Genomic DNA, 24,286 nt, shown 5'->3' on the forward strand with positions numbered 1-24,286 from the left:
ATGCCTGGCTGATTAGGGGAAATGGGCCGGGAAACACGATGTGAAAAGGTGTTGACGCCCTGAAAAACCGCCCTATAATGAGCGGCTCAGCAACACACCGGGCGGTTAGCTCAGCGGTAGAGCATTGCCTTCACACGGCAAGGGTCACAGGTTCGATCCCTGTACCGCCCACCATGTTGCAGAACGAAAAAAGCCTCCAGCAGTGGGGGCTTTTTTGTTGCCCGTGATTCAACCGGGCTCCTTTCCCCCGGCTGTGATCGCATCGCCAAGGCCTGTCTGCGCGGCATGCGCGATCTGGCGTGCGGCCAGCAGCAGCCCGTTTCGATGGAAGTCGCCAATCTGCTCGTCGGCACCTCCGTCCATGCGCGTGTGCTCTGCCGCGTGCAGAAGATCGAGCACGGCATTCAGTGCGGACAGTGAACGGCCGAGGGAGGCGAGGGTGTGCGGGGTGAGGATCTGCGTGGTGCAGGGCTGGCCGTCTTCGCCATCTCCCTTGCGTATCGCATCAAGGAAGGTGAAGAACATCGGCTGTGGGGGCGGGAGCTGCTGCTCCTTGAGCGCGCACTCGATCTCGCGTGCGAGGTCTTCGGGAACATCGGTGGCGATGTCGCCGATCAGGGCGTGCAGACGGGGATGGATGGCGGTGCGGTCGGTCATGGCGGAACCCTCACTGGCGTAGGGCCACCCTCCCAAAAGAAGGTGGCGGACGGTGCGGGTTGGCGTGCCAAGGCAAACAAGCTTCAAGGGAGAAGAAGGCCTGGCGGATCTTGCGATCCCCACACACCGCCCGCCATTGAGGGCAGTCGGTGCATTCTCTCAACTGCGATTGCTCTCGCAGTCCTTGAAGCCTGTTCGTTTATTCGAGACGCCAATCCCGGCCCAGGCAATCTGCCTCGGCGTGGCGATCATCAAGTCGAACAATCACGTCGGTCTGTAAGGAAAGTTCTCAACTACCCCTAAGCAGGCCAAGCGTGCTCTGTTCTGTGCCGTCGAGCACCAGCCCGCTGTGCAGCCCATCACTGATGGCGCAAATCGCCGCCCCTGCCGGGCGTGCATATGACGACTCCGCAGGAGCGTCGCCACGGCGATCGCGTCACCTCGCGCAGTCCTGGCGGGACCATGCCATGGATGGAGGCAGAGGGTTCCATCCATGCGCTGTGCTACTGGTCGGGGCAGGCGTAGTCTCAGCGCGTCGCCCTGCCCATCCACTCTGGAGTGCCACCATGCCGCTCGCCCGCATCGATCTTCGCAAAGGTAAATCCGTCGAGTATCGCCAGCGCGTCGGCGAGGCGATCTATCAGGCCATGCGCGCGGTCGGCGTGCCGGAGAACGATCGCTTCCAGATCTTCCAGGAGCACGACGTCGGCACGCTCGTGTACGACCCGGGTTACCTCGGCATCGCCCGCAGCGATGACTTCATCTGCATCCAGATCACTTGGAATGAGGGGCGCACGCTGGAGCAGAAAAAGGCGTTGTACCTGGGCATTGCCGATGGCCTGCATGCGGCAGTGGGTATCCGCCGCGAGGATGTGTTCATCAATCTGGTGGAAGTGAAGAAGGAGAACTGGTCGTTCGGGAACGGTGAGGCGCAGTACGTGAGTTGATGCGCGAAGCGCATCCACGCATGGCGTGGATCTACTGGGAGCCCGGCAGGGGCTAAGAGGCCAATCCAGGCGTGGCGTGGATCTACACTTCGCTGCCCACCTGCGGGGTCTGCTTCACCGCTGCGCTGCTGGCGGCCTTCACTGAGTCGGCGCTGTTGGGCTGTTCGCATTCGATGCTGGTGCGATAGCCGTCGCTGCCGATGCTGTGCTCGGCGCGCTTGACCAGCCACTCGCCGTCCACGCCATCGCGGAAGCCCTGCATGACCACCGTAGCCTCGGCCATCAGCGTTTCGCGGCCAGGAAGGCTGTAGCTCAGCGTACGCGTCTGCCGGGCCTGCTCGCGATGCTTGGCGCGCGCGGCGGCTTCGGCGGTTTCGCGGTCGGCATAGGCCATGCGCAGGCGCACGATCGGCTCGCCGCTGCCCACCTTCACTTCCTGGCGCTGCGCGCCACGCACATCGCGGTAGTAGGCGATGGTGGTGCCGGCATCGTCGCGGGCGGCGATGGTGACGCGGTAGCTGCTGCCATCGGCCGGGGTGAGGGTCACGTCCGGAATGCGTTCGCCGCTGGCGGTGGTCGATTCACCACGCTTGACCAGCACCAGCCGGCCGCCGCCCGGTTTGGCGATGGCATCGTGCTGCGTGGCCAGGCGCAGCAGCAGGTTCATGTCCGACTCCTGCGACTGCACGGTCAGCGGCAGCACGATGGATGCCAGCGACGCACTCACCGCCGCGGTCAGTCCGTGCTCGGCCGCCATCCGCTGGACCATGTCGCCGATCGTCGTTCCCTTCTTCCAGCTGCGCGTTTTCTGCGTCTGCAGATCGTTCTTGCCGCCTTTGCTGGTTTCGAACGGCGCGGCGCGGGCGCGCAGGGTCATGCTGCCGGGATAGCCGGAAATCTCCACCTCATCGCAGATGTACAGGCCCATGCGCCGCACTTCGCCGTCGTAGCCGATGAAGGCCTCCAGCTCCGCGCCCACCGGCGGCAGCTGGATCGGATCGTTCGGATCATGGTCGGCCAGCTGCAGTTCCAGCGTGTCGGCGCTGTTGCCGGTCTCGTCGGTGATGCGCAGCGACTTGAAGCGCGACATGATCTTGTCGGTGATGTCCTGGCTGTTGGCCACCACGCGGAACGCGGGTGCGATGTTCAATCCCACAGTGATACTCCCTTGCGTTCATTGGCGGGACGCTGCACGTCCGGCAGCACAATCGCCACGCCAGCAGTGAGCACCGGGCCGCGTGCGGCCAGGCCGGGGTTTGCATCGAACACCGCGCGCAGGATCGCCGGTGACTGTTCGCCATAATGCGCGTAGGCAATACGGTCGACGACGTCGCCGTCGCGGGTGTTATACGTTCGTGCCATCGCTGTGTTTCCGCAGAGTGAGTGTGAAGTCCTGCTTCTGGATCTGGCTGTCGACGGTGAATTCGCTGGAGGTGACGTCGATTTTCTCGATGACCCACAGCCCCAGATTGCCGCCCTTGCCGGTCAGCAGACGCTGCGGTTTTCCCTGGCTGGCCAGCTTGCGCAGTTGCGACATCTCGTTGCCGGCGCCACGGAACAGCGGGTAGACAACGCCCGGCAGGGTCATGGTGGCCGAGCCCGGGCCGGTGTACTGCAGTGCAGCCATCTGCCCGACGCGATCCTGTGCCTGCCAGCGGAAATCGTTGGACTGCTGGATCTGCTGGAATACAGCCGTGTTGAGGCTGAACTTGAATCCACCCAGCATCAGCAGTACCGGTGCGTTGCCGGAATCGTTGCTCTTGAATTGCGACAGCAGCTTGTCCACTGCGCCGGTTACGAACTCGCGCTTCATGCTTAGTTCCTGTCTCCCAGGGTGGCGCGGGCCTGCACGGCCTGCTGGTGCTGCAGCGCGTTGGCGGTCCGCCGTGCCAGCGCCTCGCTGGATTCACCGGGTTGCTGGTGGATGGTGATGTTGTTGGTCTGTTGCTGTTGCACGGTGGTGGGTGCGCGTGCGGTGGCAGAGGAGGGCATCGGCGGTGCCGGGCGACCTTGCTGCGCGCCTCCCAGGTCTGTCATGCGGCGCTTGAGACCGTCGTTGTCATTGGTGCCGACCGCGTATGCCACGCGCGCCATGTCACCGATGCCACCACCGCCGTTGGCTGCCATGGAGCCGTAGACCGCCTTGCCCATGTTTGCCCGGTCCATGGCGATGCCGGCGCCTTCGACCGCCTTGTCCTTGAGGAAGCCCAGACCACCGCCCACCTTCTCCGACACCCAACCGATGCCATCGAGCAACGGCTGCAGCTTGCCCATGATCCAGTCGATGGCCGCTCCTGCTGATGCCATGATCGCGTCCCAGGCCCCGCCCAACGTGACGGTGATCCAGCCGGCGGCGATGCCGAGCATTTCACCCAGCCAGACCACGGTCTGCACGACGCCACCGATGACCTGGATGACCATGCGGAAGTTGGTCAGCAACGCTTCGCCAACCAGCGAGCCGATCTCGGCGACGCGTGACAGTTCATTGCCGGTGTACTGCGCCGGTTCCAGCATCTTCGACAGCCAGTCCCAGGCCTGGCCGATCAGCCCGGCCATGACCTCCCAGGCGGGGCGCAGCGGCTCGACGGCGCGCATCAGTTCGCCCATGGCGGCGCTTCCGGCGCCGCTGAGGCCATCCCAGACGCCACCGAGGAAAGCCTTGATCGGCTCCCAGTACTTGCGCACCAGCAGTGCACCGGCGGTGATGGCGGCGACCGCGATGGCGATGGGACCACCACCAATCGCGCCCACGGCAGTCGCTACCACGCGGAAGCCCGATGCCAGGCGCATGGCGGTGGGGCCGAACTGCCCCATCTGCGCAAGCAGGCTGCCGCCGCGGAACAGCTCGAAGGCCTTCTGCACCGCCAGGATCGGGCCCTGCAGGAATGTCCAGGCGTAGCGCACGCCGAGCACAGCGGTACGCATGCCCATCAGGCCGACCACAACCTGGGTGGTATTGGCGATCAGCTTCGGGTTTTCCTGCACGAACGATGCAACACCGTTCAGCAGTTCGGTCAGCTTCATTGCTGCTTCGCCAACGGCTGGCAGCAGCGCGGTCCCGAAGGCCTTGGACAGGTTGTCCACGGCGATCTTCGCGCCTTCGATCTTCTCCGGGTCGGTCTGCAGCTTGGCCGCAAAGCTACTGTCGGTGGTGCCTGCAGATGAGTTCAGCGCCTTGTCGCGGATGCGGATGTACTCATCCCAGTTCTGGATCATCGGGCGCACGAAGTTCTGCGCCTGTGCATCGCCGAACAGTTTGCCGATCTTCGTCTGGTCGCCGGCGGTGGCCTGGATGATTGCCTGCATCGCCGCGTCGAAGGGATTGCCGCCGCTGCTCTGCGCTTCGTTGATGATCCTGCGCAGATCCAGCTTGAAGCCCTTCTTGGCGCGGGCCTGCAGGTCGGGCGAGAGGATGCTGGCCATGAAGCGCTGCATGTTGCCGGCCGCTTCGTCCGCACCGCCGGCCCCTTGCCGGGCGACATCCAGGGCTGCGCCCATGGTGGCCGCGGCCGCGTTGCCGTGCATCTGCAGCGACTGGAATGCGCCGCCGAGCACCGGGAGTGCAGCGGCCATGTCCTTCAGGCCCAGGCCGCCGTCCTTGCCCGCTACGACCAGCACATCCAGCGCCGACTGCAGGCCGGCCGGATTGATCTTCAATGCCTGCTGCAGGCCCGACGCCGCCAGCGTGACGTCGTCGATGCTCTGGCCGGTAGCGGTGGTGGTGCGGCCGATTGCGCCGAGGCTGGATTGTGCGGTCTGTGCATCGAGACCGGCAGCGACCAGCTGGCTGACCGCACGCTGCAGTTCGCCCGCGCCCTGGTGGGTGCGGCCGGATTCGGCAAGGATGGTCTGGCCCAGCGCCGCGACCTGCGCGCGGGTCAGGTTGGCGGCGTTGCCGATGGCCTGGTTCTCGCGCGCGAAGCCGGCGGCGTTCTCCACCGGTTTGGCCAGCGTGGTGATGGCGCTGCCGAGCATGCCGCGTGCATCGCCGAACGCCGAACCCAGCTTCTCGCGCTTCTCCAGATTCGCGGTGCGCTTGTCTTCGATCCGCTGCAGCGCTTCCTGCGAAGCGCGCAGCGCATCGGCCTCGGCACGCATGCGGACGAACTGGTTGCTCGATCTGCCCATGAAATTGAGCTTGCGCTCGAGCTTGTCGGCTTCATCGCCGAGGCGTTTCAGGCCATCGTTGCTGAAGGACAGTGCGTCCTGCAACGACCGGGAAACCGAGCCGCCGATCGTGATCGTTGTCGTTTGAACGTTACTCGCCATGTACCGGCAATCCCTGTATCCACCAGATGAACTTCGACACCCGCAGCGTCATGATCTCGCGCAGGCCCCAGCCGGTATGGCCGGCCAGGGCGAGCGCTCCCTGCCTGATCTGCGGCAGGGTCAGGTGGTAAAAAGCGCGACGCCGGCCTGCAGGCGGGCGTAGTCGCGCAGCGGCATCTTGCGCACGTCATCCGGTGCGATCTCGCACAGGTTGGCAATCATGCGTACTTCGCGCTGGGCGTCGGTGCCCTTGTCGTCCTGGTAGCGCTCCATGTCTTCCACGGTCGGTTCGCGCATGCGCAGCACGGCAGTGTCCACGCCGTTGACCTGGCGCGGGCGGGAAAGGGTGATTTCGGCGTAGCCGTCGCGTTCGATGACGGTGTCGGCGCTGGTCTTGGTCTTGCTGGACATGGATGTATTCCCGGATGTCGATGGAGATGCGGTGGATCCGGGGGCGCTGTGCGCCCCCGTGTACGTCGAGGCGGTGCCGGGAATCAGATACCCAGTGCGCCGCGGATGCCGGCCAGTGCGTCCACGCCGCCCTGGCGGGCGATCATGTTGGTCACGTCGATCTCCTGCACGACCTGCACGCCATGGGTCAGCTTGTAGTAGCTCAGTGCCAGGGAGACCTTGACCGTGCCCTTTTCGCCGACCTTGGTCTCGCCGCGGTCGAGGGTCTTCACCTTGCCGCGCATGTTGTGCACGACCGAAGTGACCGAGCCATCGTCGGCTTCCAGCGCCTCGCGGGCGGTGAAGCCGTACTCCTTGCTCTCGATGACGTGGAACTTGGACATGATCTCCGCGTCATCGGAGGCGAAGGTGACCTCGGCGGTGAGCTTGTCGTGGCCCAGCACGATCTCCGTCGGGGCAAGCATGCCGCCGGCCTGGAAGTCCTCGGTCTTCAGCGACAGCTTGGGGGCGGTGAAGGACATCACGCTGCCGGCAAAACCCTTGCCGTCGACGTAGAAGTTGAAGTTCTTGCGGATCTTGCGCGCCATGCTTAGAAGATCTCCGAGACGTAGTTGTTGTTCATGTGCATGCGGAAGGTCAGCTGTTCACCCGGGTAGGTCGGGGTGAAGTCGAAGTCCCAGTAGAAGCGGCCCTGGGCCACGCTGTCCGCTGCGTTCAGTTCGGGGTCGATCCAGCAGTTGCCGCCGAGGATCGCGCCCTGCGTCTTCAGGCCACGCAGGAAGGCATTGACGCCCTCGCGCACGTCATCGACGTAGGTCTTGCTGATGCCGCGGTCGACGGCCCACAGGTGGGCAGCCTCCAGGCTGTCGGCGATGATGTCGGCGGTGCGCACCACGCACAGGAACTGCCACTTGGGATCGATGCTGGCGGTGCGGTTGCCCCACAGGCGGAAGCCGCCTTCGCGGATGATGGTCGCCACGTTGGCCTGGTTCAGCAGGTTGGCGCGGCTGGTCGCATCGGACAGGCCGAAATCGATCGCACGCGCAGTGCCGACGATGCCGTACAGCTCCTGGTTGGACGGCGACGCCCACCAGCCGCGTTCGTTGTCGCTGCGGGCGATGGCACCGGCCACGGCACCGGAGGCATAGCGGCTGACGATCGCTTCACCCTGCTGCACCAGCACGGCCGGGTCGACCACGTAGACACGCTTGGAACCGGTCAGTGCGGTGGTGGTCTTGGCCGCATCGTCGTTGCTGTTCGGGCCATCCTTGATGATGATCGCGCGCAGCTTGTCGGCGATGCCGAGCAGCTCGGCGATGACCGGGTTGGCCAGCACGGTGTCCGGACTGGCCGGGTCGGCCGGGTGCACGTGGGTGAAGCCCGGTGCCACCAGGATGCGCGGCTTCACACCGACGATGGACTTGGCGGCGAGCAGTGCGTGCACGCCAGAGTAAGCGCCGGTCTGTGCGTTCACGCCGCCCAGGACGTTGGCCAGGGTGGCACTGTCGGAGGCGCCGCTCTCGACACGGATCACGACCACGACGGCCGACGACTGGTCGAAGATCGCGTCCAGTGCGCCCGGCAGGGTGCCGGCTTCGGTGCCGGTCTTGGCCGACAGCTTGGCCGCCTGCGATGGCGAGGTCACCAGGACGGGAGTGTTGATGGGGAATGCATCGGCGTCAGCCAGCGGTGCGGTGCCGACGATGCCGATCACGCTGGTGGAGGCGACGGCGATCGAGCGGGCACCGGTGTCGATGTTGACGACCTGTACGCCATGGAGAAATTCGGTCATTCGGAGAGGTTCCTCGGTGTGGTGGTGTGCCTGCAGATGCAGGCGACGTGTATATCTTCGGGAAAGGCGACGGCGGCGATAATTGCAGCCGTGGCCCGGTGATCGATCAGACCCAGCCGGAGGCGCTGACGCTTGCGCTGAAGCTGGAGACCTGCGCGTTGCCGCCGGCACGACGCAGGTGGACGTTGATGCTGGTGGAGGCGCTTTCAAAACTGGTGGACCTGGCGGGCACGCTGATGGAGACGCCTGCAGATTGCGAAGACGCCAGCGAGGCGAACGACGGTGCACTGTTACTGAAGTACGCCGCTCCCTGGTTGCTTACACTGAACTGCACGTCGTACTCGGAGGCATTCGCGCCTGCCGGAAGCCAACGACCGGAGGCAACGACCGTGTTGCTGTTGTTGCCACCGCCGGTGACACTTCGACGGATGCTGTAGTTGCCATCGGACAGCATGTCGATCGAGACCGATGCCGATGCCGATCCGGTCGAGTTGGTCTTGGCACCGTTGCTTGCCGAGTAGCCCTGGCCATGGAACGGCAGGCGATAGCTGGCGCTGCCACGCGCAGCCCACAGGTTGGATACGTCCATGCCGCCGACGCGGTAACCAACGTCACCGCGTTTGCTGCCGTACTGGATGTGGGCGTAACGGCGGCTGAGGTCGGTGCCGCCCACGCGCAGGCCGCAATCCTGCGCGACGGGGCCCTCCGCGTAGGGATCGAACAGGTCGTCGAAGTCGACGCCTGCCGAGCGGTATCCGCTGGCCATGTCAGCGCTCCGCCTTCAGTGCGCGCACTTCAGCGGCCAGTTCCTGGATGGCTTTGGCCATGACCGGCAGCAGTTGATCCAGCTTGATCGAGGCAACGCGTTCGCCGTTGAACTCGACGCCTTCCAGGTCGACAGCTTCGGGTACCAGCTCCGCGAGCTGCTCGGCGACGAAGAACAGGCGGCGACGGCCGTCGCTGTTGTACTCCGGTTTGTAATGGCCCGTAGCCAGTTCCATGCGCTCGACGGCGGCCAGGCCATAGGGCACGGGGCCATCGATAGCCTTCAGTTTGCGCGAGGAGCCGAAGTCGTAGCCACCGCTCGTTATGAGGACTCCGCTGTCGGTCAGCGTCAAACGATCGACCCCCTGAGCGGTTGACGACCAAACGCGGAATGCGTTCCCGGCGCAGTAGAGGTGATATTCGATGCCGTTATTTAGACGATCTTGCACCACCAGTGCAGAAGCCCCGCCTGTGGAGCAAATGCCGCCATCTACCGCGAGTGTGCGATATGGGTCGTTGCTGATGTTTGCCTTGCGTGTTGGAGTGCCGCCGTTTGCGTCGTACCCGTAAAGAGACAGCGATGCACTGGATTCCATCGCGAAGGCAAAGCGCTGGATATTGTTGTTCCAGCCAAATCGCAGTGGAACGTTCTGGGTGTTTACCGCTCCGGTGTAGATGCTGAGCGTGCCGGACATGGTGTCCCCGGCTTTGGAGACCTTTGAGCTCGGATTGAAACTATCACTGGTCCAGATCGAGCCTCCCGAGTTCAGGTTGGCGACGAAGGCTCCTTCGCTGTTGCGGAAGCTGAATGCTGGTCCGCTCTTGAATAGATAGCTGTCACCCGAGCCAAAGTAGACAACGCCGTCGGTTGCAATGCTCCCCCACCCTGAAACGCGCAGGGAATTGTTCTTGACGGAGACCGCGCCGGTGAACGTACCGCCCGCTACATCCATCTTCGACTCCGGCGCAAAGTTGCCGGCATGCCACATCGCCGAGCCGTTCCAGCGTGGGGTGTCGCCGTGCTTGATGGTGATCTCACTGCTGGCCGCGCGATCATTGCTCCATACCCGCCACAGGCCCGCGTTGGCCCAGCCGCCGATGAACGACTGCTCTGCCCCCTGGGCGCCAAAGCCCACCAGCGGATACGTTCCGCCGACAAACTGCTGGTCGGTGAAGCTGTTCGTGCCTTTGGATGCCTTGCCGTCCAAGGCAGTCTGCAGCCCGGTCACATCTGCGATGACATGCTTGTGGCCGACCGTAGCGAAGTCACCCGCCAGGGCGAACGCGGATGCGTGCTTGCCATCCAAGGTATCGGCATCCAGGCCATTGCCATGGCCGGTGTCCTTCAGCGCGGCCCCCTTCAGCTCCAACGCGGTGCGTGCGGCGGCCGTGGTTGCGGCAGACAGCAGGGTCCTGGCCAGTGCCGTCGGTGCGGCCGCGCCAAAGCGCTTGTCGGTGAATGCACGCAGGCCGCGCGGAGTCACCGCGCGCTGGGTGTCGGCCGCGTCTTCCGCTTCGGTGTTGGTGGCCAGCTCGACCACGCCCAGCACCTCGGTGGTGGCCGGCGGGTAGATGAATTCGGCGTTGCCGAACTGGATCTGGGTGATGTCCACGTCGGTGAAGCGTGCATCCGTGGCCAGCAACAACATCGAGGCCGCCGACTTTTCCATGATCGGATCGGTCTGGCCGTAAGTGGCGAACAGCGTGCCATCGGCCAGGTACAGGCCGAAGCCGCGCAGCGAATAGGCTGTCGTGCTGTCATCGCGGATGGTCACGTGCAGCGTGTCATCGCCCACGGCCTGGCCGCCGAAGGTGGCGACGCGTTTGATCTCGCCTGGCAGCGCGGTCAGGCCGGCCGAAGGCGTGAAAGAAGTGGACGTCAGGCCGATCTGGGTAACCAGAACGGCATTGGTGCCGGTATTTGGCGGATTGACCAGCTTGGCGAAGCCGGCGTCGGTGATTTTCAAGCGCATGCGGGGTTTACTCTCCGATCAGTTGGATGCGGCGGAAGGCCGTGGCGTGTGCGGCTGCAAGCGCGCCGATTGCTGCGTCGGCCTGCATGCCCTGGGTGAAGGTGAAATGCGAGCGCACCGGCTTGGTGCGAGTGATCTCTCCGATGACGTCGTCGACGAACATGGCGGTTGCCGCGGTGCCGCCCTGGTTGGCAATGGTCATCACCGCTTCAAAGGTGTGCGGCGGTCCCTTCGGCTGCAGCTGCCACCATTCGCGGATCAGTACCGAACCCCCGAATGCAGCGACCACGTCGCGCACGCTGCCGGCCGTGCCCTTGCGGCGCTGGATGGCGATCGCTGCGCGTACCCGCGCGCGTTTCACCGGTTCGGGCCAGTAGGCCTTCCATTCGTCCACCGAGAGCGCCCATGCCAGCCAAGGCAGCAACGCGGCCGGACAGCGATCGGCGTCCCACAGGGCAGTGATGTCCACCGGCAGCGGGCGGGCAACGATCGCCTGCGACAGTGCGCGCTCGGCCTGGGTGGCATTGGGCGGCAGCAGGTTGGCTGACGACGGCACCCGGACCTGTGCGTCGGCGTCGATGGTCACGCCGGGCACAGGCGCGGCTGCGAGGGTGACCACGCCACCGTTGATGGACACATCGTTCAGGCGTCGGCGTCCCTGCCCATCCGTGCGATACACCGCCTGTACCGTTGCCAGCATGCCGCCGGGATGGCGGAACACCTGGTTCTTCCCATCAATCGCGCCACGCAGGCGCGCATTGACCAGGCGCGTGGTGGCCTCACTCATCGTTGCCACCGTGGGCCAGCGTCACGGCGGCGCAGTACGTGGCCTGGGTGCGGTCCACCACCACGTCCGTGGCGGGGCTGTCGATCACCACGCGCTGTACACCTTCGGCATGCAACGCAGCGAACAACCCGGAGCGGGTCACGTCGCGACCGAGACGGTGCGATTCGACGATGTAGCGATCCAGGCGTGTGCGTGCTTCTGCCAACACGACCTGCGAGTCCGGGCCGGCGAAGGTGTACAGCGTGGCGGCGACGGCGTAGTTGATGATGCTGGCCGCTTTCACCAGCACGTGATCGGTCAACGGGCGCACGTCATCTGCGCTCAGCTTCGCCTCGACCACGTCAAGCAGGCCCTGGGTGGCGGTGCCGTCCGCTTCACGCGACAGCACCGACACCACCACCTCACCGGGCGTGCTGCTGGTGGCGCTGGCATCCAGCACGCGCGGATCCGCGCTCAGCGCATGGAAGACGTAGGCGCCCTCCGGCCCCGCCACGCTGAAGCCTTCCGGTCCCAGCTGGATGCGGCGACGGAAGTCCTCGTCGTTTTCATAGCGAGGAAGGATGCCCTCCTGCGGCTTGCCGGGATCGAGTACCAGGCGTGCGATGCCAAAGATCGCCGCCAGCTGATCCAGATCGCTGCCCACGGCGTAGGCCAGCATGACGCCACGCGCGGCATCGTTGACGCGCTGTCGGTCGAGCAGGCGCAGGTAGGTGCAGACTTCGAGGATCTTGAAGGCGGGATCCGACGGCAGCAGCGCGTCGAACGTGGGGTCCAGCGCCTGCAATGCAGTCAGCGACTCATCGAACATGGCTTCAAAATCGAGCACTTCGATGACCGCAGGGGCCGGCAGCTGGGAGAGATTGACACTGGTGAACGAGCCGGATGCCACGGTTAGCGAACCTCGATTCCTTCGATGGTGATGGCCTCGCCGTCCGGCAGGTGGATCCCGGTCACTGCCAGGATCATCACGCCGGGGGCGGGGAGGGAGACGTCGACGTTCTCGACGTGCAGTCGCGGTTCCCATCGCGCGAGTGCGTCGACGGTGGCCGCGATCAGGTCCATGCGCAGCGAGCGGTTGGTTGGCGCATCGATCAGTTCGAAGATGCGCGAGCCGTACTCGCGACGCAGGACCCGGGAGCCAAGGGGCGTGGTGAGAACGTCACGCACGGACTGGTGCAGATGGGCCAGCCCATCCAGTGATTTGCCGGTGTTGGCGTTGATTCCTCGCATGGTCTCTATCGTCGTGGAGTACGGGTTTCCAGGGCATTGCAGCGATGGCCCATCACGCCTGTGCCGGCGTGGTGGGAGCAGTCGGGCCCTGGGCGGTGTGTTTGTGTGACTTCAGGCTGATGGCACCGGCCTTGACGTCTGCCGACGTACTGATGTCCTTGCCCGCGGTGATCGCACCCGCGACGTCCAGATCACCGGTGGCCTTGATCGCCGGCGTGTCGAGCAGTACCGATTCGCTGGCATGCACTTCTGCATTGGCGCAGTTGACGATGACCTTGCCGGCTCCGACGGTGATCGTCAGCGTGGTGGTTTGGCGGTCGTACTCGACGAGACTGCCGTCGGCGTACTGCGTGCGCTGCAGCTGGCGTGTGTCGGCCGGTGCGGGAAAGCGATTCTGGTAAAGGCTGCCGAGCACCAGCGCCTGGCCGGGGTCGCCATACGGACACGCCAGCACCACCTGTTCGCCGGGCTCCGGTGCGCACCAGCTGCGCATGCCCGGTCCGGCACGGCGTTCCAGCCAGGGGATCCAGTCGGTGAGCATGCCGTCGGCATCCACGCGCACGCGGCTGCCGGCTTCATCGAGCTCGCGCACGACGCCGATCATCAACAGGTTGCCGATCAACCGGGCATGTTCAGCGCTCATGGTGCGTCCTCCGCGAGCGGTTGGTAGCGCGACTCATGGGCCCGGCCGATCTCCGGTGCGAAGCTGTAGGACGCCTGCGGTGCCACGCCATCGGCGCCCTCCCAGGCATTGCTGCCCAGCGCGATGGGCAGTGACCATTCGACGATCCAGGTGCGCAGATCCGGCTGCGCGGCTGCGGCATCCTCGGGTAGCGCGGCGATCACCTCGATCGCGCCACTGGGTACGCCGGGAAAACGGCCGAGCTGATGCAGCCAGGTGGCCAGGGTCACGGCGGCCCTGCGCAGCTGCAGGGCAGAGCCGGCTGCCGCGGACTGCACGGAGATGCGTGCTTCAAAGCGCAGCACGGCCTGCAGTTGGCCGCTGCCATCATCGCTGTCCTTGCCACGGTCACAGCGGGTCATCGCCAGCAGGCACGCGGGTGTGGCCAGACTGCCGCTGTCGACGTCGCGATAGAACTCGACGGTCGCGAAGTCGGCGAAGCGTGCTCGGATCGCCGCTTCGATGGCGGCGTGCAGCGCGTCCAGGGTGGAGGAGGGGGTGTCGGTTGCCATGTCAGCTCATGCGATGAATGGAAGGAAGAACGCGGCGGGCCGCGGCACGCGCTTTCTGCATGCAGTGTTGCCATCGGCAGGGGCGCGGGGCATTGCACGCGTGGCCGTGACTGGCTCGATCAGGGCCGGCGCGGTCCGTGAGCGCTGGCACTGCCATCAGCGATGCAGCCCGCAGGCCTCGGTGGTGGTGCACCATTGACGGTGAAACCTTGCTGGCTGCCGAGGCTGCACAGCAGCGCGCGCATCTGGTCGGCCAGTTCGTGGTACTGGCGCGCCACGGCAACGTGGTTGCGCAGCAGCGCATCGTCATCGGCGGCCTGCAGATCGGGCAGTTCCTGCGGCGCGCGCAGTTGTGCCGGTGCAATACTGATGTCAGGGATGACGAGGGCGGCCGGCATTGGCTTCGCGCCAGATGCGCACGAACTCAGCATCAGCATCGCCGCGGTCGCGGCCAGGAGTCTTGGCATGGGTGTCGATGTCCTGTTGCAGCATGACGAACTGCCGGGTGCGCGCGGACTGCATGGCCAGGCGCTGTGATTCGGCCTGTGCACCAGCCTGTGCGTTGGTGTGGTCCTGCTGGCGCGCGACGAGTGCGGTGTCGGCACGTCTGGTCTGCTGCGCGACCTGTGCGCTGGCGGCAGCGAGATCCGCGCTGCGGTCACGCAGCTCCCAGCCCAGCCAGGCGCAGCCCACGTGGCTGGCAACCAGGCCCAGCAGGGCGATGCGAAGCCTCACGGGAATCGGCATCACTGCAGAAGCCCCCCAGCAGCGCGATAGGCGGTGCGCAGCGTTTCCAGTGCATGCTCCTTCTGCCCGTAGCCGGCGCCCGGCAGCGACGCCCAGATGCGGCGGGCGGCGGCGACCGCGGCATCGAAGCGGCCCAGGCGGATCAGATCGTAGGCACCGCATTGTTTGAGCAGCGCCACCGCCGCGCGGTCCTGCGAGACCGGGCCGAAGTCCGGAAGGTCCAGACGTGCACGCAGGTCGTCCCAGGTGCTGCGCAGGAACTGGTAGCGGCCGGCGGCGCTGGACGTGATGCCGTAGCGTGGCAGCGACACCAGTACGCGCGGATGGTCGCGGGAATCGTTGAAAAGCTGGCCGCCGACGATCACGTCGTAGCCGCGATTGCGGGAGCGCTGGCCGGGAATATCGGTGCCTTCGGATACGGCCAGCATGTCCAGGAACGCGGCCACGTTGGCGCCACCGAGGGCGCTGGCTGCGGCGGCGGTCATGCAGTCGCTCCCGAACGCTTGCGCACCAGGTCCAGCAGCGCATCGATCTGCACGCTCTGCTGGGCAATCTGCGCGCGCAGGGCGCTGACTTCACCGCGTAGCTGGCCAATCTCCTGGGCCATGGCCTCGCGTTCGTGCATCAGTCCATCGGCGCGTGTGCGTTCGGCGGCCAGCTGTTCCTGCAGGGTGCGCAGGGTGTTGCTGGTGGCTTCATCGGCGGTGCGGTCGACCTTGGCCGACGACAGCCATTGCCGCAGCCACAACGACACTGCGATCAGTACCCCGGAGGTGCCGCCCAGGTACTTGGCCCAGTCCGGCACACCGGCCAGCAGGTCGCTCTCGTTCATGCGCGTGCGTACCCCTTCAACAGGGCCGGATGGACGGCAGGGGCCGGGGCAGAGCGCGCACCGCGGAGGGCGCGCTTGATGGTGGTCTGCGATACGCCGAATTCCTGCGCCACGTGCTCGCGGGGCATGCCGCTGGCCACCGCGCGCGCGATCTGCTCGCGACGCTCATGTGCGCTGGCGGCGAAGCAGGACGCCAGGAACAGCAGTTCACCGCCGAAGTGGGCGACCAGGCGCTGGGCCATCTCCAGCCCAAGAATGTCGATCAGTCGATGCTGATCGGGCAGGGTGGAGGGGACGTAGACAATGACGCGGTTGCGTCCGGTGGTGCTGGAGGTGGTCGGCGGCCACGCACGCACCAGCGTGAGGGCTGCGGATTCGCCGATGACCTCGGCAAGGGTCTGGATGCTGTCGGGCAGGGCGTTCATGGCGAGGTTGGTCAGTGGCATTGGTATCCACTGTTGCCATCCCGTCGATCAAGTCAACACCTTTCATCTACTTCTGGATCTGTCGGCTGAAGGCGTTCAGATGCGTGCGCGAGGATCGGCGAGGACCTGCATGCGCAGGTTTGCGAGTCGCCATGCTTTGCCGTCCAGCCTTGCCCGCCCTTTTTGCTGGTTCTGTAGTACTCCTTGTCCTCATGTGCTGGAAACAGACGCAGGACAAGGGAAGGTGGCAGGTACAGGGTGAGGACGGCCACAGGGTAGATCCTCGTGCCGGGTGCGCCGGGCTCTGAAACGAAAAAGCCCCGGACGATGCCGGGGCTTCAGGACTGCAGGTGGCGCTGGGTCAAAGGTCAAACACCAGGTTGCCGCCGGTCTTGCGCGGGATATAGCCGGCATCTCGCAGCCAGCGGGCTGCATTGACCTGGTCCATGCGCTTGACCGGGAAACGGTTGGCGAACATCAGGAAGCGTGCCACGGTGATCGACTCGCCCTTGCCCTTGAGCGCGGCCAGCGTCTCGATGAACCACGGTGCGGGGGGCTGCTGGTTGCCGGGGCGGGCGGCGGTACGCGCCTGTTTGGCGGCAGCGGCCTCGGGCTGGGCGCCGGCCAGCGAGCACAGCGAAATGAAGATCGCATCCAGACTCACGATGTCCTTGCCACCCTTGGGCTGCGACTTGAACAACGCGATGGCCTTCTGGCGTGTCGACGTGAACTGTTCGACCTCCATGACATTTCCTCTCTGCGAAAGCGGTTGGGGATGCAGGGTGACGGCAGGTGCCGTCATTGATGGGGGACGACCTTACATCATTTTCGCCGATGATGGGCCGGAACCTGCGTTATGGATGAAAAAAGCAACGGACCGGCCCGTCGCGCGGCGGCGGTTCCGGCAGGCCGTTCAGACCACGCCACGGCACATCAACTGGTCCAGTGCCGTGCGCACCAGATCGGCCGCGCTGCGGTCGTTGTGCAGCTCGATATCGATCAGCGCGGCGGGCAGCGGCTGGCCGCCGGCATGCAGGTCCACGCTGTCGTGGCCGGGGCGGGTGATGCGGATGACAACGCCGCCCTGGCGACGGATGGCGCGTGCCTCGTCATCGAAATGGACATCGGGAACCAGGCCACCTGCGGGCAGGCGCGAGAACAGTGAGCGTACCCACAGCTCCGGATGAACGTGTTCGCGGCCCCTTTCGGCGCCGTTGCTTTGCCGTAGCCGGGAAGCGAATGTGTCACAGGGCAGTGCCAGCGCAGAGGCCAGCCCGTTGGCGAGGGTGTCCTTGCCCACGCCCTTGCCGCCGGCGATGCCGATGTACAGCGGTTGCCGTGTCAACGGGGCGGATCGCAGCGGCGCGCTGCCAAAGGCGGATCCGCAGCGGAATGCGGCCAGTGTGTCGGCGATCATGCGCTGGCTGCTGTCGAGCGAGGCGGGGATCATGCGGTGTCTACTCCTGGGGGAATGCACAGGTGCGGCGGCAGTCAACAATCGCTGCCGGTGCTGCTGCGGGCGCGCAGGATGCGCTGGGTGATGCGGCCACCGCGTGCTGCGGCGGCGATGGGGTCGAAGCACAGCATCGCCGTGGACGTGCGGCGGCCGGCGGCGAGGTGGTCGCGGATGGTCCGTTGCGACAGAACGGGTACGCGTTGATGGATCTGCTGCACGGTCAACTGTTCGCCTTCAAAGGCGTGCAGGCGGGCGCGAGGCATGGCTGGGCTCCTGGGAGGTGGCGTGGCCGTTGCCGGTATCTTGCCTTTGCCTGCCTCTTCAGTCAACACCTTTCATCTACTTGCATCCAATCTTCGACGCGCGGGGCTGTTGCGTCCCATAGCCGCAGCGCGGCCGCTGCCAGCCGATCGCGCTCGGCATGGCCGCGTGCCACCTGCACGCGCTGGAGGTACTGCTGGCGGTGTCGGCGCGGACCGATCCTGATCCTGCGTCCGCGCGCATCGATGCAGTGGTAGCCGTCCAGCCCCAGCAAATGCCGTGCCTCGCAGTCCAAACGCCACTCGACACTGCCGCTGCAGACATCACGTCCGTCGTGGGTTCGCGGCATCAGAACGGTCCGGCTGCGTGCTCGGCGATGCTGCGGCTGCGCGGTGGCATCAGCCACACCTTCGCCCGTTCCTTGCCGATCAGCCTGGTACGCACGCCATGGCGCTTGACCACGTAGGCTGCTGCCTCGTTGACGTCACGCCGATTGGGCTTGTCGATGCCCACTGCAATGGCGATTTCGGTAGCACGATAGGGCGTGCTCCGGCGCTCGGCGGGCAATGACCAGTCGAAGTGACGGTCGATCAGCTCGGCAATCGGCGAGATCGGTTCGTGTTCGCTGTTGGTGCCGTTCAGCGCGTCCAGCTCATCGCTGGCCAGATGCCAGGTTTCGCCGCTGCAATACAGCGCATGGGCCTCGGCCCAGACCTGCTGCATGTCGATCCGTGCCGGTTCGCCCAGCGCCACCGCGTGCACGGTCCACCAGCGTGTGTTGCCGGTGGCATCGCGCAGGAAGCGTTCGTCGTTGACACTGGCAAACAGGATCGTGCGCCGCGCGTAGCGTGATTCGGTGCGCGCATAGGGGCGCCGGATCTCATCATGGCTGCGGGAGATGAACGATTTCAACGCGGCGATATCGGTGCGGCGGAACGTGGCATCGACCTCGCCCAGCTCGACGATCCATTTGGAGATGACCTGCTTGACGCTGTCCTTGTTGGCGGGATCGAGCACCACGCCATCGGCGATCAGCTGCAGCTCGGCCGGCGCCAGCTGCCGCGCCCAGCGCGTCTTGCCCAGGTTCTGCTTCGACACGAAGGTCAGTACGCCGCGGGCGACCACGCCATCGGGCTCGAAGGCGGCGGCAACGCCGGAGATCAACCAGCGTCGCATCAGGATCTCCTTCAGGATGCGGCCGTCGGCCATGCGAGTGGGCTGGGCTTCCTGCACCGTATCGAAGAACGCCTGCAGGCGTGATTGCCCATCCCATGGCCGCGAGCTGATCCAGCTGGCGACCGGGTTGTATGGATTGGCTTCGGCCACCTGGCACAGGTTGGTCTCGAAGCTGGCGATGGCCATGCCGGCGCGATGCATGCAGTCCATCACCTCGCCGGCGGCGACCTCCTTGGCGTTGTCCACCGTGGTCTGCAGGCCGGGGACGAGGATTTCCAGATCCTTGCGGATGACGTTGTAGCGCACGGTCACGCCGGTGCGTCGGCACAGTTCGGCCAGATTGCGTGCGGTCGGCAATGGTCGGCCACGCGCGCTGCAGTCGGGGAACGGGGTAAAGGTGTCAAAGGCGGAGAGATTGCCAGGCACCAGATAGCGCGCGGCGGCCGTTGCCGGTGCGTCATCCTCTGTGGCGGCTTCATCCCCGGTGGCGGCAGCAGCGGGCATCAACTGCGCACGCAGAACTTCCAATCCTTCGCGCAGATGCAGATCGTTGAAGTCGGTGGGGCGGTCATCCTCGTCGTGCAGAACGGCGAACTCGGGCCACACCACGCGTGCGTCGATGTCCGCAGCGGCATGCGTTGCCTGGGTGACGCCGGGATTGTCCAGCGGCTGCCGGGTCCATTGGTCGTTGTCGGCACAGATCACGAAGCTTGCCTCGGGCATGGCGGTTCGCCATGCACGGGCGACCGAGGCCAGGTTGCCGGCGTCCCAGGCCACCACCACGCACCAGCCGGTCGCCTGATGGATGGACTCCGCGGTGGCATAGCCCTCGGCGATGGCGATGGGCTGGCTGGACAGCGGCTTGCCGAGCACATGGAAGCAGCCCTGTTTGCGGCCGCCAGCCAGGAAGTCCTTGTCGCGACCAAGCGCCAGATCCATGCGTGGAAAGATCGCCTGCAGCGAGACGATGCGGCCTGTTGCATTCATCACCGGCACCAGCAGTGCGTTGTCGATGTGCCGGAACACCAGGCCATCGCCGTTGCGCACCGGCCACGCCGCCACGCGCAGCCCGTGCGGCTGGATGCCCTTGCGCACAAGATACGGATGGCTGGCATCGGCAGGCACGGCACGGCTCCACAGGACATTGGCCGCCTTGGCTGCCGCGTCCTCGCGCTCGCGCTGCAGTCTTTCCCGGTCGGCGCGGGCCGCTTCCTGGCGCTGCCGGATCGCACGCTGCTCGGCGGCGGTCAACGAGGTTGGCGACTTCGCGCACCACCCATGGCGCAGGCCGGTACGCCAGCTGCCGAACTCGCCGGCCGGCACGTCGTCGCCGAACAGCACGGCCCAGCCATTGCGGGTGCCGCGCCGATCCCCCTCGACGTGGAAGCGCACCAGCGTGCCGTCCGCATTGAGTGCATCGCGGCCACGCGCATCAGGCACGATGCCGTGCGCGTGCATGGCCTGCAGGAATGCCGGAACGATGTCCTGCACTGGGTGCGGTGTCTGCATTCGGCGGGGCCCCCTTGAAGCATGGTTCGGTTCACCGCGGCCGGTTGCGGCCATGGTGCTGTCTGCTGCCCGCAGTACGCGGGACATGCGGCGGCTGCCCGACGCAACGTGGTCAGTGGGTGATGGAAGGTGGTGACGCCGTCATGGTGTCGGAATGAACTTGCTTTTGCAACACCTTTTGACACCTTGCATCCCTGGCCTTGCAGCGTCTGTTTGTCCGCGAGGGATCTGCGATGTCAGTCGCAGATCGCGGTCATTGCGACGATGCGTCGCAGCCGGCGAGAACGCATTTTCCGATGATGGCGGTGCCGTTCGACACGGCCCTTCGCTCTCTCTCATTGCCCGCCCCGGGCGCCATGCACAAGGAGTCCGCATGCCTGAAAACGAACCCGATGAAATACGCCTGTCCGACGCCGCGCGCATGCCGCGCATGATCGTCGCGACGTTCTCAATCGGTGCGACCACCTCCCGATAAAATACGACTGGCATGACGGACACCATCGACGAAGCGCAGGAACTGGAAGCGCGCCACCTGCAACGCGCCTTGGCCCAGCACGCAGTGCGGGCCAGCAACGTTGCCCCTCTCACACCCACTGGGGAGTGCCACAACCCGGACTGCAGCGAAGACTTCGAAAACGATCCGGCCAGGCTGTTCTGTGGGCCTGCCTGCGCCGAGCGTTTCGAAGCCATCCATCAACACCGCAACGCATAGGAACAGGGGACATGTCTCTGAACAGCAACGACGCTGGCTTCACCGAACGCATCGCCGTGGTATCGGCCGAGCTCGCTGTATTGATGAGCCTGGTGGAGCACCACATCCATCTGCAGCTGGCCGACCTGGCTGACTCCGGGGATGTGGATGCACAGGAGCGATTCGCGGTAGCCGATCCGGAGCGCTGGTTGGAGAACGCCCGCAACAGCCTGCAGGCGGGCGTCATGTTCCTGGAACGCGCTGTGCAGCAACCGGCGCGGTTCTAACGTTGCCGCCAGGGGACGGAAGGGGGCTGTCACATCGGTCGCTCCTCCGTCCCCTCCGGCGGATATCCGCGCATGGTGTGGATCTGCAGGGGGCCCCTGCGTCACGATGTCGCAGGTCCGCACCAGCAACCCTGAACATGGTCCAAGGTTGGCCACACCCCCGTAGAATGGCCGCGTGCGTCGCTCCGTTCTCCACCGCCGGTTCCAGACCCTGGCATGGCTTGCCATGCTGCTGGTGCTGCTTGCCCCGCTGGTGAGCCGCTGGCTGGCGCATGCGCACGTTGCTGTTGCTGCACCGGTGGCGGTCATGGACCACACCCTGCACGCGCAGCACGCGATGGAAGGGCACCACGACCACCACGCGATGGCAATGCAGCATGGCGAAGCGGCACCGAAGCCGCCGGCCGATCCACACGCCGACCACGAGATGGGCGTGGACTGCGACTACTGCCTGATTGCCGCACGGCTGATCACCCTGCTGGTGGCGGCGCTGCTGTTGATGATGCCGCTGGCACCGGTGTGCCGCGCGCTGCGTGGTGCGGTGCAGACCTTGCCGCAGCGGATCTGCGGCACGCTGGGAGCGCGTGGGCCACCGGCGGCATTCGCTGGCTGAGCCGCGCACGCAGCAACGTAGTCGATTCCCATGGAGCTGCCAGGCATGGCCTGGCACTACTGCGTGCGTTCTTCTTCCTGCTGTCCCGCTGGACGGGGCAGTACCGCATGCCGTGAAAAAATGAAAAAACACTCCAACCTCGTCGCCCTGCGCTGGGCGACGCTGACTGCGCTGTGCGCATCCTTCCTGCAGGCAACGCCTGCGCTTGCCGCAGATGCCGTATCGCCGACCACCCTGGATACCGTCCGCGTGGTGGATACCCGCAGCGGTTCGCTGTCCTCCACCGCGAGCACTGGTTCGGCCCTCGGCCTGAGCGTGCTGCAGACCCCGGCAAGCCTGACCGTGATTTCGCGCGCGCAACTGGAGCAGCGCGGTGATTCCACTCTCAACGACGCGATCACCCGCGCCGGTGCGATCAGTGCACTTCCCCATCCGGGCAACGGCCTGAGTGCGCTGTCCAGCCGTGGCTTCACCGATGGCGCCTCGGTGATGCGCCTGTACGATGGCCTGCGCCAGTACGGCGGCGTGGGCGTCACCTTTCCGTTCGATACCTGGTCGATCGAGCGCATCGAAGTGCTGCGCGGGCCGGCATCGGTCATCCATGGTGATGGTGCCATCGGCGGCGTGGTCAACATCGTGCCGAAGAAGCCTTCGCGCGGTGCCGTCGAGAACGAGGTAAGCGTCACCCTGGGCAGCGAAGACACCGCGCGACTCGGATTCGGCAGTGGCGGTGCGCTCACGCCGGCGCTGGCCTACCGCGTGGACGTCAGCGGCAACTACAGCAGCGGGTGGGTCGACCGCGGCCGCAACGGCGATGCCACGTTTTCCGGTGCGTTGCTGTGGCAGCTAGGGGCGGATCTGCAGTTCACGCTGACCCATGCGCAGGGCTACCAGAAGCCGATGCGCTACTTCGGTACGCCGTTGATCGATGGGCGGCAGCTGGATGCACTGCGGCACGAGAACTACAACGTGGTCGACAGCGTGATCCGTTTCCGCGACCGTTGGACCCAGCTTGATGCGCTGTGGACGCCTAGCGAGAACGTGGAATGGCGCACGCGCGTCTACCAGATCGACAGCCAGCGCGACTGGCGCAACGCCGAGGCCTATGTCTACAACGAGCGCACCGGCCTGATCGACCGCTCCGGCAACACCCAGATCACCCACAACCAGGACCAGACCGGCCTCACTTCCACGCTGCGCCTGCTGGGAAATGCGGGTGGTCTGCCCAACAGTTTCGCCGTCGGCCTCGATGCCAACCGTGCGCATTTCAAGCACACCAACAACACCTATGCGGGCAGCTCGGGGCCGGTGGATCCCTTCAACCCGGTGCCCGGCGGGTTCGTCAGCGATGCACCCAACCTGCCGCGCTACCGCAACAGCGCCGAGCAGGTCGCGTTGTTCCTGGAGGACCGGCTGGAACTGAGCGAGCGCTGGTCGGTGCTTGCTGGCTTGCGCCACGATCGCGCCACGATAGACCGCAATGATCTGGTCAGCGGCCAGCGGTCGTTCTCGAAGACCTACAGCAGCACCGGCTGGCGAGCGGGCACGGTGTTCGCAATACAGCCGTCGATGACCCTCTATGCGCAGTACTCGCAGGCGGCAGACCCGGTCAGTGGGCTGTTGATGATCAGCCCGGCCAACGGCGTGTTCGATCTGGCCAAGGGCAAGCAGATCGAGGTCGGCATGAAGCAGGCCTTCGATGGGGGCGAATGGACGCTGGCGGCCTATCGCATCCGCAAGACCGGGCTGCTCAGCCGCGACCCGTTGCAACCGGACCGTCGCGTGCAGGTGGGTGCACAGGCCTCGAAGGGAATCGAAGCCTCGTTGAACTGGGCCTTCGCGCCGCAGTGGTCGCTGGATGCCAACGCGACCCTGCTCAAGGCCGAGTTCGAGGACTTCCTGGAAGCTACCGGCACGCCGGCGGTGATCGTCTCGCGTGATGGCAACGTGCCGCCGAACGTGGCCGAGCGCCTGGCCAACGTCTGGTTGAGCTGGCAGTTCCTGCCCGACTGGAGCGTGGCCAGCGGCGTGCGCTACGTGGGCAAGCGCTATGCCGACAACGCCAACACGCTGCAGCTGCCGGGCTACACCACCACCGATCTGGCACTGACCTGGCAGGCAGCGCCGCGTACACGGGTGACCGCACGCGTGTTCAACGTGTTCGACAAGGCGTACTACGCCACGGCCTACTACACCAGTACGCAGTGGCTGCTGGGCGCCGACCGGCGCGTCGAATTCACCTTCGACCATCGCTTCTGAGGACG

29 protein-coding genes and 1 tRNA gene are annotated in these 24,286 nt (G+C 65.6%); 6 read left to right on the plus strand and 24 right to left on the minus strand.

The genetic code is table 11. The annotated features are described in order from the left end of the window. The first annotated feature begins 99 nt into the window (after positions 1–99). Positions 100–174: transfer RNA gene (locus CR919_RS05840), tRNA-Val, on the plus strand. Between the two features lie 54 nt (positions 175–228). Here the strand turns inward: CR919_RS05840 and CR919_RS05845 are convergent. Next, the gene (locus CR919_RS05845) at positions 229–657 is read right to left on the minus strand and encodes a hypothetical protein (protein WP_099819208.1); all 429 of its coding nucleotides are present in this window, start codon (positions 655–657) and stop codon (positions 229–231) included. Between the two features lie 566 nt (positions 658–1,223). On the opposite strand from CR919_RS05845, the gene CR919_RS05850 reads away from it, so the two are divergent. Next, positions 1,224–1,604, plus strand: coding sequence for a tautomerase family protein (locus CR919_RS05850; protein WP_099819209.1), 381 nt, complete (start codon positions 1,224–1,226; stop codon positions 1,602–1,604). A gap of 82 nt (positions 1,605–1,686) precedes the next feature. Here CR919_RS05850 and CR919_RS05855 read toward each other — a convergent pair whose 3' ends face one another. From CR919_RS05855 to CR919_RS05965, 23 genes are all read right to left on the minus strand, one after another. Next, positions 1,687–2,760 (minus strand): contractile injection system protein, VgrG/Pvc8 family, encoded by a 1,074-nt coding sequence (locus CR919_RS05855; RefSeq protein ID WP_099819210.1) that lies wholly within the window; start codon positions 2,758–2,760, stop codon positions 1,687–1,689. Continuing rightward, on the minus strand, positions 2,751–2,966 hold the full coding sequence (locus tag CR919_RS05860) for a tail protein X (protein WP_089239180.1): 216 nt from the start codon (positions 2,964–2,966) through the stop codon (positions 2,751–2,753). Before CR919_RS05860 ends, CR919_RS05855 begins: the two co-directional genes overlap by 10 nt. Further along, the gene (locus CR919_RS05865) at positions 2,950–3,417 is read right to left on the minus strand and encodes a phage tail protein (protein ID WP_099819211.1); all 468 of its coding nucleotides are present in this window, start codon (positions 3,415–3,417) and stop codon (positions 2,950–2,952) included. Before CR919_RS05865 ends, CR919_RS05860 begins: the two co-directional genes overlap by 17 nt. A 2-nt stretch (positions 3,418–3,419) precedes the next feature. After that, positions 3,420–5,873: a phage tail tape measure protein gene (locus CR919_RS05870; RefSeq protein WP_099819212.1), complete on the minus strand. Its 2,454-nt coding sequence runs from the start codon at positions 5,871–5,873 to the stop codon at positions 3,420–3,422. 120 nt (positions 5,874–5,993) lie between these two features. Beyond that, positions 5,994–6,284, minus strand: coding sequence for a phage tail assembly protein (locus CR919_RS05875; protein ID WP_089239186.1), 291 nt, complete (start codon positions 6,282–6,284; stop codon positions 5,994–5,996). Between the two features lie 83 nt (positions 6,285–6,367). Then, positions 6,368–6,871, minus strand: a complete 504-nt coding sequence (locus CR919_RS05880; protein ID WP_093817501.1) for a phage major tail tube protein — start codon at positions 6,869–6,871, stop codon at positions 6,368–6,370. 2 nt (positions 6,872–6,873) lie between these two features. Beyond that, on the minus strand, positions 6,874–8,076 hold the full coding sequence (locus tag CR919_RS05885) for a phage tail sheath C-terminal domain-containing protein (protein ID WP_099819213.1): 1,203 nt from the start codon (positions 8,074–8,076) through the stop codon (positions 6,874–6,876). Between the two features lie 106 nt (positions 8,077–8,182). Then, positions 8,183–8,842, minus strand: a complete 660-nt coding sequence (locus CR919_RS05890; RefSeq protein ID WP_099819214.1) for a hypothetical protein — start codon at positions 8,840–8,842, stop codon at positions 8,183–8,185. Between the two features lies 1 nt (position 8,843). Beyond that, positions 8,844–10,814 carry a tail fiber domain-containing protein gene (locus CR919_RS21175; RefSeq protein WP_099819215.1) on the minus strand — a complete coding sequence of 657 codons (1,971 nt, stop codon included), beginning with the start codon at positions 10,812–10,814 and terminating at the stop codon, positions 8,844–8,846. Between the two features lie 7 nt (positions 10,815–10,821). Continuing rightward, entirely contained in the window at positions 10,822–11,601 is a 780-nt protein-coding gene (locus CR919_RS05900) for a phage tail protein I (RefSeq protein ID WP_099819216.1), read from the minus strand. Next, the gene (locus CR919_RS05905) at positions 11,594–12,490 is read right to left on the minus strand and encodes a baseplate J/gp47 family protein (RefSeq protein ID WP_099819217.1); all 897 of its coding nucleotides are present in this window, start codon (positions 12,488–12,490) and stop codon (positions 11,594–11,596) included. The genes CR919_RS05900 and CR919_RS05905 overlap by 8 nt, the downstream gene beginning before the upstream one ends. Positions 12,491–12,492: 2 nt before the next feature. Next, complete coding sequence (locus CR919_RS05910; RefSeq protein ID WP_099819218.1) at positions 12,493–12,831, minus strand: GPW/gp25 family protein; 339 nt, start codon at positions 12,829–12,831, stop codon at positions 12,493–12,495. A gap of 52 nt (positions 12,832–12,883) precedes the next feature. Then, the gene (locus CR919_RS05915) at positions 12,884–13,474 is read right to left on the minus strand and encodes a phage baseplate assembly protein V (protein ID WP_099819219.1); all 591 of its coding nucleotides are present in this window, start codon (positions 13,472–13,474) and stop codon (positions 12,884–12,886) included. Beyond that, positions 13,471–14,025, minus strand: coding sequence for a hypothetical protein (locus CR919_RS05920; protein WP_099819220.1), 555 nt, complete (start codon positions 14,023–14,025; stop codon positions 13,471–13,473). Before CR919_RS05920 ends, CR919_RS05915 begins: the two co-directional genes overlap by 4 nt. Positions 14,026–14,144: 119 nt before the next feature. Beyond that, positions 14,145–14,423 (minus strand): hypothetical protein, encoded by a 279-nt coding sequence (locus CR919_RS21180; RefSeq protein WP_165787243.1) that lies wholly within the window; start codon positions 14,421–14,423, stop codon positions 14,145–14,147. Beyond that, on the minus strand, positions 14,398–14,760 hold the full coding sequence (locus tag CR919_RS05925) for a hypothetical protein (protein ID WP_243379933.1): 363 nt from the start codon (positions 14,758–14,760) through the stop codon (positions 14,398–14,400). Before CR919_RS05925 ends, CR919_RS21180 begins: the two co-directional genes overlap by 26 nt. An 11-nt stretch (positions 14,761–14,771) precedes the next feature. Then, entirely contained in the window at positions 14,772–15,257 is a 486-nt protein-coding gene (locus tag CR919_RS05930; RefSeq protein ID WP_099819222.1) for a glycoside hydrolase family 104 protein, read from the minus strand. After that, entirely contained in the window at positions 15,254–15,604 is a 351-nt protein-coding gene (locus CR919_RS05935; RefSeq protein ID WP_099819223.1) for a hypothetical protein, read from the minus strand. The genes CR919_RS05930 and CR919_RS05935 overlap by 4 nt, the downstream gene beginning before the upstream one ends. Then, entirely contained in the window at positions 15,601–16,029 is a 429-nt protein-coding gene (locus tag CR919_RS05940) for a Mor transcription activator family protein (protein WP_243379935.1), read from the minus strand. Before CR919_RS05940 ends, CR919_RS05935 begins: the two co-directional genes overlap by 4 nt. A gap of 361 nt (positions 16,030–16,390) precedes the next feature. Continuing rightward, positions 16,391–16,774 (minus strand): hypothetical protein, encoded by a 384-nt coding sequence (locus CR919_RS05945; protein WP_099819225.1) that lies wholly within the window; start codon positions 16,772–16,774, stop codon positions 16,391–16,393. Positions 16,775–16,942: 168 nt separating this feature from the next. Continuing rightward, a complete protein-coding gene (locus CR919_RS05950; protein ID WP_099819226.1) occupies positions 16,943–17,479 on the minus strand; it encodes a hypothetical protein in 537 nt (178 codons plus the stop codon). Between the two features lie 41 nt (positions 17,480–17,520). Continuing rightward, positions 17,521–17,748 carry a hypothetical protein gene (locus tag CR919_RS05955; protein WP_099819227.1) on the minus strand — a complete coding sequence of 76 codons (228 nt, stop codon included), beginning with the start codon at positions 17,746–17,748 and terminating at the stop codon, positions 17,521–17,523. Between the two features lie 346 nt (positions 17,749–18,094). Then, complete coding sequence (locus CR919_RS05965; RefSeq protein WP_099819228.1) at positions 18,095–20,431, minus strand: VapE domain-containing protein; 2,337 nt, start codon at positions 20,429–20,431, stop codon at positions 18,095–18,097. Positions 20,432–20,918: 487 nt separating this feature from the next. Between CR919_RS05965 and CR919_RS05970 the strand changes: the two genes are divergently transcribed. From CR919_RS05970 to CR919_RS05985, 4 genes are all read left to right on the plus strand, one after another. After that, positions 20,919–21,143: a hypothetical protein gene (locus CR919_RS05970; RefSeq protein WP_089239225.1), complete on the plus strand. Its 225-nt coding sequence runs from the start codon at positions 20,919–20,921 to the stop codon at positions 21,141–21,143. An 11-nt stretch (positions 21,144–21,154) separates the two neighbouring features. After that, positions 21,155–21,409: a hypothetical protein gene (locus tag CR919_RS05975; protein WP_099819229.1), complete on the plus strand. Its 255-nt coding sequence runs from the start codon at positions 21,155–21,157 to the stop codon at positions 21,407–21,409. Positions 21,410–21,635: 226 nt separating this feature from the next. Then, positions 21,636–22,022, plus strand: coding sequence for a DUF2946 family protein (locus CR919_RS05980; protein ID WP_099819230.1), 387 nt, complete (start codon positions 21,636–21,638; stop codon positions 22,020–22,022). Between the two features lie 120 nt (positions 22,023–22,142). After that, complete coding sequence (locus tag CR919_RS05985) at positions 22,143–24,281, plus strand: TonB-dependent receptor (protein WP_099819231.1); 2,139 nt, start codon at positions 22,143–22,145, stop codon at positions 24,279–24,281. Positions 24,282–24,286: the final 5 nt, after the last annotated feature.

The sequence above is a fragment of the Stenotrophomonas sp. LMG 10879 genome, assembly GCF_002750935.1.
Classification (GTDB): Bacteria; Pseudomonadota; Gammaproteobacteria; order Xanthomonadales; family Xanthomonadaceae; genus Stenotrophomonas; species Stenotrophomonas lactitubi_B.

Bases quoted from the DNA above. Each gene is read 5' to 3' on its own strand.
- CR919_RS05845 (WP_099819208.1), bottom strand. From the start codon at position 657: ATGACCGACCGCACCGCCATCCATCCCCGTCTGCACGCCCTGATCGGC.
- CR919_RS05850 (WP_099819209.1), top strand. From the start codon at position 1,224: ATGCCGCTCGCCCGCATCGATCTTCGCAAAGGTAAATCCGTCGAGTAT.
- CR919_RS05860 (WP_089239180.1), bottom strand. From the start codon at position 2,966: ATGGCACGAACGTATAACACCCGCGACGGCGACGTCGTCGACCGTATT.
- CR919_RS05865 (WP_099819211.1), bottom strand. From the start codon at position 3,417: ATGAAGCGCGAGTTCGTAACCGGCGCAGTGGACAAGCTGCTGTCGCAA.
- CR919_RS05870 (WP_099819212.1), bottom strand. From the start codon at position 5,873: ATGGCGAGTAACGTTCAAACGACAACGATCACGATCGGCGGCTCGGTT.
- CR919_RS05875 (WP_089239186.1), bottom strand. From the start codon at position 6,284: ATGTCCAGCAAGACCAAGACCAGCGCCGACACCGTCATCGAACGCGAC.
- CR919_RS05880 (WP_093817501.1), bottom strand. From the start codon at position 6,871: ATGGCGCGCAAGATCCGCAAGAACTTCAACTTCTACGTCGACGGCAAG.
- CR919_RS05885 (WP_099819213.1), bottom strand. From the start codon at position 8,076: ATGACCGAATTTCTCCATGGCGTACAGGTCGTCAACATCGACACCGGT.
- CR919_RS05890 (WP_099819214.1), bottom strand. From the start codon at position 8,842: ATGGCCAGCGGATACCGCTCGGCAGGCGTCGACTTCGACGACCTGTTC.
- CR919_RS21175 (WP_099819215.1), bottom strand. From the start codon at position 10,814: ATGCGCTTGAAAATCACCGACGCCGGCTTCGCCAAGCTGGTCAATCCG.
- CR919_RS05900 (WP_099819216.1), bottom strand. From the start codon at position 11,601: ATGAGTGAGGCCACCACGCGCCTGGTCAATGCGCGCCTGCGTGGCGCG.
- CR919_RS05910 (WP_099819218.1), bottom strand. From the start codon at position 12,831: ATGCGAGGAATCAACGCCAACACCGGCAAATCACTGGATGGGCTGGCC.
- CR919_RS05915 (WP_099819219.1), bottom strand. From the start codon at position 13,474: ATGAGCGCTGAACATGCCCGGTTGATCGGCAACCTGTTGATGATCGGC.
- CR919_RS05920 (WP_099819220.1), bottom strand. From the start codon at position 14,025: ATGGCAACCGACACCCCCTCCTCCACCCTGGACGCGCTGCACGCCGCC.
- CR919_RS21180 (WP_165787243.1), bottom strand. From the start codon at position 14,423: ATGCCGGCCGCCCTCGTCATCCCTGACATCAGTATTGCACCGGCACAA.
- CR919_RS05930 (WP_099819222.1), bottom strand. From the start codon at position 15,257: ATGACCGCCGCCGCAGCCAGCGCCCTCGGTGGCGCCAACGTGGCCGCG.
- CR919_RS05935 (WP_099819223.1), bottom strand. From the start codon at position 15,604: ATGAACGAGAGCGACCTGCTGGCCGGTGTGCCGGACTGGGCCAAGTAC.
- CR919_RS05940 (WP_243379935.1), bottom strand. From the start codon at position 16,029: ATGAACGCCCTGCCCGACAGCATCCAGACCCTTGCCGAGGTCATCGGC.
- CR919_RS05945 (WP_099819225.1), bottom strand. From the start codon at position 16,774: ATGGAGGTCGAACAGTTCACGTCGACACGCCAGAAGGCCATCGCGTTG.
- CR919_RS05950 (WP_099819226.1), bottom strand. From the start codon at position 17,479: ATGATCCCCGCCTCGCTCGACAGCAGCCAGCGCATGATCGCCGACACA.
- CR919_RS05955 (WP_099819227.1), bottom strand. From the start codon at position 17,748: ATGCCTCGCGCCCGCCTGCACGCCTTTGAAGGCGAACAGTTGACCGTG.
- CR919_RS05965 (WP_099819228.1), bottom strand. From the start codon at position 20,431: ATGCAGACACCGCACCCAGTGCAGGACATCGTTCCGGCATTCCTGCAG.
- CR919_RS05970 (WP_089239225.1), top strand. From the start codon at position 20,919: ATGACGGACACCATCGACGAAGCGCAGGAACTGGAAGCGCGCCACCTG.
- CR919_RS05975 (WP_099819229.1), top strand. From the start codon at position 21,155: ATGTCTCTGAACAGCAACGACGCTGGCTTCACCGAACGCATCGCCGTG.
- CR919_RS05980 (WP_099819230.1), top strand. From the start codon at position 21,636: ATGCTGCTGGTGCTGCTTGCCCCGCTGGTGAGCCGCTGGCTGGCGCAT.
- CR919_RS05985 (WP_099819231.1), top strand. From the start codon at position 22,143: ATGAAAAAACACTCCAACCTCGTCGCCCTGCGCTGGGCGACGCTGACT.